This window comes from Streptomyces sp. NPDC058758 (assembly GCF_042746075.1).
Lineage (GTDB): Bacteria > Actinomycetota > Actinomycetes > Streptomycetales > Streptomycetaceae > Streptomyces.
The window spans coordinates 87,647-99,840 of the sequence record NZ_JBHYPS010000008.1; the positions used below are offsets into that span (position 1 = coordinate 87,647).

Sequence of the window (12,194 nt, forward strand, 5' to 3'; positions counted from 1 at the left end):
ATCCCGGCCCGGGTGGTGTGCGGGAACGGACCGAACTCCCTTGGTGCGTCCGACGATTCTACGGATCGCCGGTCACCCGGGAGTGGGGAAGCGGGAAATGGATTCAGAAAGGCATACGTTGGTGAAGGAAGACACCAGGAGAGAACGACCACGGGGGAAGTCGGAGCGGCACGGCGCGCGGCACCGGAATTGCGCGGTCCCGGAGTGCGGAGGGAATCCCTTCCGCACCCCGGGACCGGCCTCCGGCGCCGCCGCTCCGCCGTCCCCTCGGCCGCTCGTTCGCAAGGGACACCGCACGGTGGCCCGGCCCGGCACCGCCGGCCCGGACCGCCGGGGAGGAGGGCCGGTCATGGCACTGCAGATCGGGGCGTACGTCGTGGAGATCCGCACCGGGCGGGTCGCGAGGGTGATGGGCCACGAGGGCCCCTACGTCCAGATCCGCCCGCTCGGCGGCGGACGCGAGTGGGACGTGGCGCCCGAGGAGGTCCGCGAGGCCACCTCCGCGGAGCGCCTCAGCGCCGCCACCGCCCACGCCAACGCCCGCAGCCGCGGCGAGGTCCCCTGACCCCGGCCCCGCCGCGCCCCGGGGCGGTCGTCCGGGGCGCAGTCGCGGCCGGGCGGCCGGGAGGGGGGCCGCGTGCGGGAGAATGGGGGGCATGAGTCTGTTTCGTGATGACGGGATCGTGCTGCGCACCCAGAAGCTGGGTGAGGCGGACCGCATCATCACGATCCTCACGCGGGGACACGGCCGGGTGCGGGCCGTGGCGCGCGGGGTGCGGCGCACCAAGTCGAAGTTCGGCGCCCGCCTCGAACCCTTCTCCCACGTCGACGTGCAGTTCTTCGCCCGCGGCAGCGAGCTGGTCGGACGCGGGCTGCCGCTCTGCACGCAGAGCGAGACGATCGCCGCGTACGGCGGCGGCATCGTCACCGACTACGCCCGCTACACCGCCGGCACCGCGATGCTGGAGACGGCGGAACGCTTCACCGACCACGAGGGCGAACCGGCCGTCCAGCAGTACCTCCTGCTCGTCGGCGGCCTGCGGACCCTCGCCCGGGGCGAGCACGCCCCCCACCTCATCCTCGACGCCTTCCTGCTCCGCTCCCTCGCCGTGAACGGCTACGCCCCCAGCTTCGAGGACTGCGCGAAGTGCGGACTCGACGGACCGAACCGCTTCTTCTCGGTCGCGGCGGGCGGCGTCATATGCGGCGACTGCCGGGTGCCCGGAAGCGTCGTACCCTCAGCGGAGGCCATCGGCCTGCTCAGCGCGCTGCTCACCGGCGACTGGGCGACGGCGGACGCGTGCGAGCCGCGTCACGTCAGGGAAGGCAGCGGACTCGTGTCCGCCTATCTGCACTGGCACCTGGAGCGCGGCCTGCGCTCCCTGCGGTACGTAGAGAAAAGCTAGGAGAGACCACGCCATGGCCATCGCACGACTGCTCGGGCGCCAGCGCCGGGAGTACGCCACCCCCGAGCCGCACCCGTCCGGCGCCCGTCCGCCGAAGCTCCAGCACGAGCTCGTGCCGGAGCACGTCGCGATCGTCATGGACGGCAACGGCCGCTGGGCCAAGGAGCGCGGACTGCCCCGCACCGAGGGCCACAAGGTCGGCGCCGAGCAGGTCCTCGACGTGCTCCAGGGCGCGATCGAGATGGGCGTCGGCGCGATCTCCCTCTACGCCTTCTCCACCGAGAACTGGAAGCGCTCCCCCGAGGAGGTGCGCTTCCTGATGAACTTCAACCGCGACTTCATCCGCAAGAGCCGCGACCAGCTCGACTCGCTCGGCGTCCGCGTGCGCTGGGTGGGCCGGATGCCCAAGCTCTGGAAGTCCGTCGCCAAGGAGCTCCAGGTCGCCCAGGAGCAGACCAAGGACAACACGAAGCTCACGCTGTACTTCTGCATGAACTACGGCGGCCGCGCCGAACTCACGGACGCCGCGCAGGCGCTCGCCGAGGACGTGAAGGCCGGCCGGCTCGACCCGGCCAAGATCACCGAGAAGACGATCCAGAAGTACCTCTACTACCCGGACATGCCGGACGTGGACCTCTTCCTGCGCCCCAGCGGCGAGCAGCGCACCTCGAACTACCTGATCTGGCAGAGCGCGTACGCCGAGATGGTCTTCCAGGACGTGCTGTGGCCCGACTTCGACCGCCGCGACCTGTGGCGCGCCTGCGTCGAGTACGCCCAGCGCGACCGCCGCTTCGGCGGCGTCGACCCGGCCGACCTGGCCGTCCTCGACAAGGCCTGAGGCCCGGGAGGGCGCACCGGGCGGGTGACGCTACGATCCGGCGCGTGAACGGGACCACGGACGACCCCACGCTCCACGACCGGATCGAACTCACCTACCTCCCCGCCCTCGCCGACGTGCGCGAGGCGGTGCGCGTCACCCTGGACGCCGCCCGCTGGTGGCGGGCGCTGCGCCTGGCCGCGTACGGCGCCGCCGCCCTGGCCTTCCTCATCGCCCTCCTGGAGCTGCTGCTCCCCGGCGAGCCGGACCCGGGGACGGTGGCCGGGATGGCGGGGCTCGGCGCCGCGGCCGTGGTCGTGGTCCGCCTGATGGGGTGGGCCGTCGCGCGGGCGCTCTTCCTCGCCGTCCGCGCGCAGGGCGAGGCCCGGGCCGTCGTCGACGCCGAGGGCGGCCGGTGGGCCGCCCGGGACACCGAGCAGGTCATCCGCTGGGCGATGCTGCCCCGGTACGCGGAGACCGACCGGCTCTTCGTCCTGCTCACGCCCCGGAGGACCGGCTCCGGCTTCGCCTACCTGCCCAAGCACGGCCTCGCCGACCCGGCCGACGCCGACCGGCTGCGCGCCCTCCTCGACCGGCACAGCAGCCGGCTCCGACGGCACGCGTGAGGGCCCGCGCCGGACGGTGTCCGGCGCGGGCCCTCACGTATGTCAGGTCTCAGCTCACTTCGCCGCGCACTCCGCGCAGGTGCCGAAGATCTCGACGGTGTGCGCCACGTTCACGAAGCCGTGCTCGGCCGCGACCGCCTCGGCCCACTGCTCGACCATCGGGCCCTCGACCTCGACCGCCTTGCCGCAGGCGCGGCAGACCAGGTGGTGGTGGTGGTCGTCCGAGGAGCAGCGGCGGTAGACGGTCTCGCCGTCGCTGGTGCGCAGCGCGTCCACCTCGCCCGCGTCCGCCAGCGACTGGAGGGTGCGGTAGACGGTGGTCAGGCCGACGGAGTCGCCGCGGTGCTTGAGCATGTCGTGCAGTTCCTGCGCGCTGCGGAACTCGTCCACCTCGCTCAGTGCCGCCGACACGGCGGCTCGCTGCCGGGTCGAACGACCGCGTACGGGGGGTCCTGCCGTCACCACGGGGGCCTCCTTGATGTATCCGTTGCCCCCGCCATTCTGCCAGTCCCCCCTGCGCCGGGTCAGACCCTGACGTCGTCCGCCGGTCGCCGGGTCTCCGGCACGCAGCGGGCGTCGCACTCCGCCGACGCCCGTTCGGCGGCCCGCGCCCTTCGCCGGGCGAGCGGTGCCGCCAGGACGGCCAGGGCGATGAAGACGCCGATCGCGAGGAGCACGATCGTCGCGCCCGGCGGCACGTCCTGGTAGTACGAGGTGATCGTGCCGGACAGGGTGACGCCGGTGCCGATGAGGACGGCGAGCGCGAAGGTGGCCTTGAAGGACCGGGTCAGCTGCTGGGCCGCCGCGACCGGGACCACCATGAGCGCGCTGACCAGGAGCAGGCCGACGACCCGCATGGCGACGGTGACGGTGACGGCGGCGGTGATCGCGACCAGCAGGTTGAGCAGCCGCACCGGCAGACCGGTGACGCGGGCGAACTCCTCGTCCTGGCTGACGGCGAAGAGCTGCCGGCGCAGGCCGACGGTGACGAGGACGACGAAGGCGGCGAGGAGCGCGATCGCGGTGACGTCCTGCGACGAGACCGTGGAGAGCGAGCCGAAGAGGTACGAGGTCAGGTTGGCGTTGGAGCCGGTCGTCGAGAGGCTGGTCAGCATGACGCCGCCGGCCATGCCGCCGTAGAAGAGCAGCGCGAGGGCGAGGTCGCCGCGGGTCTTGCCGTACGCCCGGATCAGCTCCATCACGACCGAGCCCGCGATGGCGACGAGGGTCGCCATCCACACCGGGCTGGAGTTGAGCAGGAAGCCGAGGCCCACGCCCGTCATCGCCACGTGGCCGATGCCGTCGCCCATCAGCGCCTGGCGGCGCTGGACGAGGTAGATGCCGACGGCGGGGGCGGTGATGCCGACGAGGACGGCCGCGAGGAGCGCCCGCTGCATGAAGGCAGGTTCGAGGAAGTCCATGGTCAGCTCAGCAGTCCCGTGCGGAGCGGCTCTCCGGCCGCGTGGGGGTGGACGTGGTCGTGGCCGGGCAGCGCGTGCTGGCCGAGGGCCTCGGGCGGCGGGCCGTCGTGGACGACGCAGCCGTCGCGCAGGACGACGGCCCGGTCGATCAGCGGCTCCAGGGGGCCCAGTTCGTGCAGGACGAGGAGGACGGAGGTGCCGCCGGCGACCTGTTCGCGCAGGGTGGCGGCGAGGATCTCCTGGCTGCCGAGGTCCACGCCGGCCATCGGCTCGTCCATGATCAGGAGGTCGGGTTCGGAGGCGAGCGCGCGGGCGATGAGGACCCGCTGGTGCTGGCCGCCGGAGAGGGCCGTGACGGCGTCCTTGGCGCGGTCGGCGAGGCCGACCAGCTCCATGGCCCGCTGCACGGCGGCCCTGTCGGCCCGGGTGGTCCAGCCGAACCGGCGGCGGGCGAGCCGGCCCGAGGCGACGACCTCGCGGACGGTGGCGGGCACGCCGCTCGCGGCGGTGGTGCGCTGCGGGACGTAGCCGACGCGGGCCCAGTCGCGGAACCGCTTCCGGGGGGTGCCGAACAGCTCGATGGTGCCGCCGGTCAGCGGCACCTGGCCGATGACCGCGCGGACGGCGGTGGACTTGCCGGAGCCGTTGGCCCCGAGCAGGGCGACGACCTCGCCGCGGCCGACGGTGAGGTCGACGCCGCGCAGGACGGGACGGGCGCCGAGGGCGGCGGTGGCTCCGCGGACGGAGATGACGGGGTCGTCGTTCACTGCGTGTCTCCTACTTGGCGCCGAGCGCGCTCTTCAGGGCGGCGAGGTTGGACTGCATGACCTCGATGTAGTCATCGCCCCGGGACTTGTCCGTGATTCCCTCCAGCGGGTCGAGGACGTCCGTCTTGAGCCCGGTGTCGCCGGCGAGGGTCTTCGCGGTCCTGTCGCTCGCCAGGGTCTCGAAGAAGACGGTGGTGACCTTGTCCTTCGCGGCGATGTCCTGGAGTTCCTTGATGCGGGCGGGGCTGGGCTCCGACTCGGGGTCGACGCCGGAGATGCCCTCCTGGTCCAGGTGGTAGCGCTCGGCGAGGTAGCCGAAGGCGGAGTGGGTGGTGATGAAGGTGCGGGTCTCGGTGTTCTTCAGGCCCGTCTCGAAGGCGGTGTCCAGGTCGCCGAGCTTCTTCACCAGGGCGGCGGTGTTCTTCTCGTAGTCGGCGGCGTGGTCCGGGTCGGCCTTCGCGAAGGCGGCGCCGACGCCCTCGGCGACCTCGGCGTACTTCACCGGGTCGAGCCAGACGTGGGGGTCGGTCCCGGCCTCGGAGCCGTGGTCGTGGCCCTCGTGGGACTCCTCCCCGGCGTGCTCCTCGCCCTCGTGGGCGTGGCCTTCGCCGGCGGTGGTGCCGTGGGCTTCGAGGGTGGTGAGGGTCGCGGCGTCGACGGTGTTCTTCACGCCGGCCTGGGCGATGGCCTCGTCGACGGCGGGCTGGATGCCCTTGAGGTAGAGGAGGACGTCGGCCTCGCCGAGCTCGCCGATCTGCCGCGGCTTGAGCTCCAGGTCGTGGGGTTCGACGCCGGGCTTGGTCAGGGTCTGGACGGAGACGTGGCCGCCGCCTATCTGCTCCGCCAGGTATTGCATGGGATAGAACGACGCGACGACGTCCAGCTTGCCGTCGGTCCCCTTGTCCGCCGCGTCGGAGGTCCCGCCGCAGGCGGTGAGGGTGACGAGGCCGAGGGCGACGGCTCCGGCGACGGCGGTGGCGGGTATCAGACGGCGTACGTTCATGACACTCATTTTCAACAAAACTGGAAACGGTTGTCAATTGCCGAAGCTGTGGTCCGGGCCACGCGCTCCCCGGGGCCGCCGGCCGCCGAACCGATTTGATACAGGGGGTGCGGGCGCCGGTAACCTGTGGCATTCGCCCACCCGTCTCCCGACCACCACCCCCCACCGAGGCGCTCCGCGCCGCAGTTCACATCCACCGTCGTAATGAAGAGAGCACCGTGGCCGCCGACAAGATCGACACCATCGTCAGCCTGAGCAAGCGCCGTGGCTTCGTCTACCCGTGCAGCGAGATCTACGGCGGCCAGCGCGCCGCCTGGGACTACGGGCCGCTGGGTGTCGAGCTGAAGGAGAACATCAAGCGCCAGTGGTGGCGTTACATGGTCACCGCGCGCGAGGACGTCGTCGGCATCGACTCGTCGGTCATCCTGGCGACCGAGGTCTGGGAGGCGTCCGGTCACGTCGCCACCTTCACCGACCCGCTCACCGAGTGCACCTCCTGCCACAAGCGCTTCCGCGCCGACCACCTGGAGGAGGCGTACGAGGAGAAGCACGGCCGCCTCCCCGAGAACGGCCTCGCCGACCTCAACTGCCCGAACTGCGGCAACAAGGGCACCTTCACCGAGCCCAAGAACTTCTCCGGCCTGCTCGCCACGCACCTCGGCCCGACCCAGGACAGCGGCTCCATCGCCTACCTGCGTCCCGAGACCGCGCAGGGCATCTTCACCAACTTCGCCCAGGTCCAGCAGACCTCGCGCAAGAAGCCCCCGTTCGGCATCGCGCAGATGGGCAAGTCCTTCCGGAACGAGATCACTCCGGGCAACTTCATCTTCCGGACCCGCGAGTTCGAGCAGATGGAGATGGAGTTCTTCGTCAAGCCGGGCGAGGACGAGGAGTGGCAGGAGTACTGGATGCAGCAGCGCTGGAACTGGTACACCGGCCTGGGCCTGCGCGAGGAGAACATGCGCTGGTTCGAGCACCCGCAGGAGAAGCTCTCCCACTACTCGAAGCGCACCGCCGACATCGAGTACCGCTTTTCCTTCGGCGGCAGCGAGTGGGGCGAGCTGGAGGGCGTCGCCAACCGCACCGACTACGACCTGAGCGCCCACTCCAAGGCCTCCGGCGCCAACCTCTCCTACCTCGACCAGGAGTCCGGCGAGCGCTACACGCCGTTCGTCATCGAGCCCGCCGCCGGCGTCGGCCGCACCATGCTCGCCTTCCTGCTCGACGCGTACACCGAGGACGAGGCGCCCAACGCCAAGGGCGTCATGGAGAAGCGCGTCGTGCTGCGCCTCGACCACCGCCTGGCCCCGGTCAAGGTCGCGGTCCTGCCGCTCTCCCGCAACCCGCAGCTCTCCCCGAAGGCCAAGGGCCTCGCGGCGGACCTGCGGCAGAACTGGAACATCGAGTTCGACGACGCCGGCGCCATCGGCCGCCGCTACCGCCGTCAGGACGAGATCGGCACCCCGTACTGCGTCACCGTCGACTTCGACACCCTCGACGACAACGCGGTGACCGTGCGCGAGCGCGACACCATGAAGCAGGAGCGCGTCTCCCTCGACCAGATCCAGGGCTACCTGGCCAGCCGCCTGATCGGCTGCTGAACCGGCTGAGCGCGTACCCGGGAGCCCCCGGTCCGGCACTCCGGACCGGGGGCTCCCGCGCACCCGCGTACGGGCCTCAGGCCGTGGCGGCCGTCCCGGCGGCCCCCGCACCGGCCTCCGCCTGCGCCTCCGCGGCCCGCCGGGCCCCCTCGGCCGCCCGGCGCCTGCCGAACCAGGCGGTCCAGACGCCGAGCGCGCCGAGCACGCCGTAGATCATCACCGGGCTGAGCACCACCATGGTGTCGGTCGGCAGGGCGTACGCCAGCGCGATCCGCGCCAGCGCCTCCGCCACGTACGCCACGCCCCACACCAGCGTCATCGTGCGCATCGTGGAGCGGAAGCCCTCGTACCGCCACATGCCGTTCCACCAGGCGGTGCTCGCCGGGGTGCCGTCGGTGGCGAACTTCCGGCCGAAGTAGAACATCAGCGGGCGCGGCGCGAGCAGGGTGCCGAGGCAGAGCAGGCCGAAGAGGCCGGTCACGCCCGAGTCCTTCACCAGCAGCGCGCGGGCGGTGTGCGCGCCGACCAGCGAGACGACGGCCGTGATCACCAGGAAGACCAGGGTGACCACGGCGAACTCGTCGGCCTTCCGCCGCCAGGCCACCATGATCGCGCTGTCCAGGACCGGCCAGGCGCTGCTGAGCAGCAGGGCGGAGAACTCGGACCAGCCGTGGCCCTCCGTCAGCGTGCGGTACGTGACGACCGGCGCGACGACGTTGAGCCCGATGGTCAGGATCCAGCCGAGGGCGGACGCCTTTCCCGAGCGGGCCGGCGGGCCGGGCGGCCGTGCGGTGACGGACATGGTCTCCCCCTGAGTGCGTGCGGTGGGGGAGACGCTAGGGAGGAACGGGACAGGGAAGGGGAAACTCCGCGCCAAATGATCTTCAAGGCCGGCGCAGGGACCTGAGGACCAGCGAGACCACGGCGGCGAAGGCCGCCTCGATGTCCGGCGCGGACCAGTCGGCGGCGTGCGCCGGGTCGTGGAAGCGGTCGGTGGCGTCGAAGACGGCGCGGGCGGTCGTGGTGACCTCCTCGCCCTCGGCGGCGGCGAAGACGCCCTCCCGGACGCCGTCCGCCAGGATGCGGGCGATCTGGCCCACCAGGTGCTCGACGTGCCGGTCGACCACCGCGCTGTTCTCGCCGATGAGGACCTGGAAGGTGGCCATCAGCTCGGGGTCGCCGCCCGCCTTGTTCCGCTTGAGCGCGAAGAGGGCCGTCAGCCAGCCGGTCAGCCGCCCGTCGGCCGGCCCCGTCCCCTCCGCGTACGGGCGGAGCTCGGTGACGGTCCGCTCCAGCCAGCGCTCCGTGACCGCCTCGCGCAGCGCCGCCTTGGTGCGGAAGTGGCGGTAGACGCTGCCGTGGCTCACGCCGAGCACCCGGGCCACGTCCACGACCGTCGCCTTCGCCGGGCCGTAGCGCCGCAGCACCTCCTCGGTGGCTTCGAGGATGCGCTCGGCGGTGAGGGTTTCGGTGGCGGCCATGGAAGGACAGTACCCGTCAGTGCTCGCTGTCCAGGTGGGCCATCTGCGCGGCCGGGTAGCGCTCGCCGGCGGCGGCGCCGGCCGGGACGGCCTCCTCGATCGCGGCGAGGTCGGCCGGGTCGAGCACCACGTCGAGGGCGCCCAGCGCCTCGGCGAGCCGGGCCCGGGTGCGGGCGCCGACCAGCGGCACGACGTCGTCGCCCTGGGCCAGCACCCAGGCGATGGCGGTCTGCGCGACGGAGACGCCCTTGGCCTCGGCGACGGCGCGCAGCCGGTCCACCAGGTCGAGGTTGCGGTGCAGGTTCTCGCCCTGGAAGCGGGGGCTCATGCCGCGGAAGTCACCGGGGGCGAGGGCCCGGTCGCGGGTGAAGTGGCCGCTGATCAGGCCCCGGGAGAGGACTCCGTACGCGGTGACGCCGATGCCCAGCTCACGGGCGGTCGGCAGGATCTTCTCCTCGATGCCCCGGGAGACCAGCGAGTACTCGATCTGGAGGTCCGCGATCGGGGCGACGGCGACGGCCCGGCGCAGGGTGTCGGCGCCGACCTCGGAGAGGCCGATGTGCCGCACGTGCCCGGCCTCGACCAGCTCGGCGATGGCGCCGACGGTCTCCTCGATCGGCACGTCCGGGTCGACGCGGGCGATCCGGTAGACGTCGATGTGGCCGGTGCCGAGCCGCTGGAGCGAGTACGCCGCGAAGTTCTTCACCGCCGCGGGCCGGCCGTCGTACCCGGTGAAGCCGCCCTCGACCGTGCGCAGCGCGCCGAACTTGACGCTGGTCAGTGCCTGCTCGCGCAGGGCGGCGGGCGCGGTGCGCAGGGCCTCGCCGATGAGCAGCTCGTTGTGGCCCATGCCGTAGAAGTCGCCGGTGTCGAGCAGGGTCACGCCGGCCTCCAGGGCCGCGTGGATCGTCGCGAGCGACTCGGCCCGGTCGGCCTCGCCGTACAGCGCGGACATGCCCATGCAGCCGAGGCCGAGCGCGGAGACGGCGGGGCCGGTGGTGCCGAGGGGGCGGGTGGGGAGCATGGCGGTCTCCTGGGGGAGGAAGGAAACGGGGGGTGCTCTTCAACCATGGCATGACCGATGACAGATTTCAATATCTGTCATTCATTGCGCCGGGGGGGCGGGAAAACCGGATGCACCGACCCGAACCGGGCCGGTACGGTGCGGGGCATGTTTGCTCACCTCCCGATCTACGAGTGAGAGCGGCGCGCAGGCCGATCCACCGACCACCGCACACGCACACCTCACCGAAGGGGAGCCCCCCATGGCGAAGAGCCGCAACAACCTCCTGGGCGTCGGCGGACAGCGCAAGAAGCTGTCCCGCGCCGAACAGAACGGCGCCGGCCCGGCCCGCGCCGCCGACCGGAACTCCGCGGAGGCCCGCAAGCAGGACCTCCTGAAGAAGATGCGCGAGCGCACGCAGGGAGCCGCCGACACCTCCGAGGAGTAGTCACCACGGGAAGGGCCCGGGCCGCGACCGCGACCCGGGCCCTTCGCCGTACCCGGCCGCCGTGCCGGGCCGCCGGGTCCGCCGTACCCGGCCTCCGGGGCCGCCGTCGAGGAGTGAAGGGGCGCCGGCGCCCGCCACGGCCCCGTCACCGCCGCGGCACCCTGTGCCATCCGCGCCGCGGGCGGCCCCGCGCCCCGGGACCGGTCCGCCGGGGCGCGGCCGGCGGGGCCCGGGGGGAGTGCCGGCGGTGCGGGACAATGGGGGAATGACCGCGTTCTCTCCCCTCTCCATCGGCCCGCACGTCGTGCAGCCCCCGGTGGTGCTCGCGCCCATGGCCGGCATCACCAACGCCCCCTTCCGCACCCTCTGCCGCGAGTTCTCCGGCGGCAAGGGCCTCTTCGTGAGCGAGATGATCACGACGCGGGCGCTGGTGGAGCGCAACGAGAAGACGATGCAGCTCATCCACTTCGACGAGACCGAGAAGCCGCGGTCGATCCAGCTCTACGGGGTGGACCCGGTCACCGTCGGCAAGGCGGTGCGGATGATCGTCGACGAGGACCTCGCCGACCACATCGACCTGAACTTCGGCTGCCCGGTGCCCAAGGTGACCCGGAAGGGCGGCGGCTCCGCGCTGCCGTACAAGCGGCCGCTGCTGCGCGCGATCCTGCACGAGGCGGTGACGAACGCGGGCGACCTGCCGGTCACGATGAAGATGCGCAAGGGCATCGACGACGACCACATCACCTACCTCGACGCGGGCCGGATCGCGGTCGAGGAGGGCGTGACGGCGATCGCCCTGCACGGGCGGACGGCGGCGCAGCACTACGGCGGCACGGCCGACTGGGACGCGATCGCGCGGCTCAAGGAGCACGTGCCGGAGATCCCTGTGCTGGGTAACGGCGACATCTGGTCGGCGGACGACGCGGTGCGGATGATGCGCGAGACCGGCTGCGACGGCGTGGTCGTGGGCCGCGGCTGCCTGGGCCGGCCGTGGCTCTTCGCGGACCTGGTGGCGGGCCTGGAGGGCACCGGCGGCTACCGGACGCCGGGCCTGCGGGAGGTCGCGGACGTGATGGTGCGGCACGCGACGCTGCTTGGCGAGTGGATCGGCGACGAGTCGCGCGGCGTCATCGACTTCCGCAAGCACGTGGCCTGGTACCTGAAGGGGTTCGCGGTCGGTTCGGAGATGCGCAAGCGGCTGGCGATCACCTCCTCCCTGGACGAGCTGCGCGCTCAGTTGAGCGAGCTGGACCTGGACCAGCCGTGGCCGGCGGGCGCGGACGGCCCGCGGGGCCGTACGTCCGGAAACAACCGGGTCGTCCTGCCGGACGGCTGGCTGAAGGACCCCTACGACTGCGCCGGAGTGGGCGAGGACGCCGAGCTGGACACGTCCGGGGGCTGAGATTCCCGGCCCTCCGGGCGAGTGATCCTCGCCACCCCTGAGGGGGGTGGTGCTCAGATGAGCAGGTTACGGAGGGGTGTACGGCTTGAAGGGGTGGCACTGGGTGCCACCCTTTTTGCGTTCAAGAGTTGAACGCAAATGCGCAGTGAAGCCGCTCATCTGAGCGTGTTGTCCCTGGATTGGGTCAAGCGGGCTTCGGGGCGTGAATGCGGAAGCTTC

Annotated in this window: 14 protein-coding genes; 7 read left to right on the forward strand and 7 right to left on the reverse strand. The window is 72.1% G+C overall.

The window, feature by feature from the left end; translation table 11 throughout:
• Positions 1-349 precede the first annotated feature (349 nt).
• From ACFW6A_RS12995 to ACFW6A_RS13010, 4 genes are all read left to right on the forward strand, one after another.
• Entirely contained in the window at positions 350-565 is a 216-nt protein-coding gene (locus ACFW6A_RS12995) for a hypothetical protein (RefSeq protein WP_169084979.1), read from the forward strand.
• A gap of 91 nt (positions 566-656) precedes the next feature.
• Positions 657-1,406, forward strand: a complete 750-nt coding sequence (gene recO, locus ACFW6A_RS13000; protein WP_351851596.1) for a DNA repair protein RecO — start codon at positions 657-659, stop codon at positions 1,404-1,406.
• 13 nt (positions 1,407-1,419) lie between these two features.
• On the forward strand, positions 1,420-2,244 hold the full coding sequence (locus tag ACFW6A_RS13005) for an isoprenyl transferase (protein WP_351851598.1): 825 nt from the start codon (positions 1,420-1,422) through the stop codon (positions 2,242-2,244).
• Positions 2,245-2,288: 44 nt separating this feature from the next.
• Entirely contained in the window at positions 2,289-2,849 is a 561-nt protein-coding gene (locus tag ACFW6A_RS13010) for a YcxB family protein (protein ID WP_351851600.1), read from the forward strand.
• 54 nt (positions 2,850-2,903) lie between these two features.
• On the opposite strand, the gene ACFW6A_RS13015 is transcribed toward ACFW6A_RS13010, so the two are convergent.
• The 4 genes from ACFW6A_RS13015 to ACFW6A_RS13030 are packed head-to-tail and all read right to left on the reverse strand — an operon-like array spanning position 2,904 to position 6,040.
• The gene (locus tag ACFW6A_RS13015; protein ID WP_351847920.1) at positions 2,904-3,314 is read right to left on the reverse strand and encodes a Fur family transcriptional regulator; all 411 of its coding nucleotides are present in this window, start codon (positions 3,312-3,314) and stop codon (positions 2,904-2,906) included.
• 59 nt (positions 3,315-3,373) lie between these two features.
• Positions 3,374-4,270, reverse strand: coding sequence for a metal ABC transporter permease (locus ACFW6A_RS13020; RefSeq protein ID WP_351847923.1), 897 nt, complete (start codon positions 4,268-4,270; stop codon positions 3,374-3,376).
• A 2-nt stretch (positions 4,271-4,272) separates the two neighbouring features.
• Positions 4,273-5,037 (reverse strand): metal ABC transporter ATP-binding protein, encoded by a 765-nt coding sequence (locus tag ACFW6A_RS13025; RefSeq protein ID WP_351847926.1) that lies wholly within the window; start codon positions 5,035-5,037, stop codon positions 4,273-4,275.
• 10 nt (positions 5,038-5,047) lie between these two features.
• Complete coding sequence (locus tag ACFW6A_RS13030) at positions 5,048-6,040, reverse strand: metal ABC transporter substrate-binding protein (protein ID WP_386479301.1); 993 nt, start codon at positions 6,038-6,040, stop codon at positions 5,048-5,050.
• 218 nt (positions 6,041-6,258) lie between these two features.
• Between ACFW6A_RS13030 and ACFW6A_RS13035 the strand changes: the two genes are divergently transcribed.
• Entirely contained in the window at positions 6,259-7,641 is a 1,383-nt protein-coding gene (locus ACFW6A_RS13035) for a glycine--tRNA ligase (protein WP_386479304.1), read from the forward strand.
• Between the two features lie 76 nt (positions 7,642-7,717).
• Here the strand turns inward: ACFW6A_RS13035 and ACFW6A_RS13040 are convergent, their stop codons facing one another.
• The 3 genes from ACFW6A_RS13040 to ACFW6A_RS13050 form a co-directional block, all read right to left on the reverse strand.
• Positions 7,718-8,443 (reverse strand): VC0807 family protein, encoded by a 726-nt coding sequence (locus tag ACFW6A_RS13040; protein ID WP_351847934.1) that lies wholly within the window; start codon positions 8,441-8,443, stop codon positions 7,718-7,720.
• An 82-nt stretch (positions 8,444-8,525) separates the two neighbouring features.
• Positions 8,526-9,122, reverse strand: a complete 597-nt coding sequence (locus ACFW6A_RS13045) for a TetR family transcriptional regulator (protein WP_351847937.1) — start codon at positions 9,120-9,122, stop codon at positions 8,526-8,528.
• 16 nt (positions 9,123-9,138) lie between these two features.
• Positions 9,139-10,146: an aldo/keto reductase gene (locus ACFW6A_RS13050; RefSeq protein WP_386479308.1), complete on the reverse strand. Its 1,008-nt coding sequence runs from the start codon at positions 10,144-10,146 to the stop codon at positions 9,139-9,141.
• Between the two features lie 241 nt (positions 10,147-10,387).
• Here ACFW6A_RS13050 and ACFW6A_RS13055 point away from each other — a divergent pair, with 241 nt between their 5' ends.
• Together ACFW6A_RS13055 and dusB are read left to right on the forward strand one after the other, a co-directional pair.
• Positions 10,388-10,573, forward strand: a complete 186-nt coding sequence (locus ACFW6A_RS13055; RefSeq protein ID WP_351847942.1) for a DUF6243 family protein — start codon at positions 10,388-10,390, stop codon at positions 10,571-10,573.
• A gap of 265 nt (positions 10,574-10,838) precedes the next feature.
• Positions 10,839-11,975 (forward strand): tRNA dihydrouridine synthase DusB, encoded by a 1,137-nt coding sequence (dusB, locus tag ACFW6A_RS13060; protein WP_386479312.1) that lies wholly within the window; start codon positions 10,839-10,841, stop codon positions 11,973-11,975.
• The last annotated feature ends 219 nt before the right edge of the window (positions 11,976-12,194 follow it).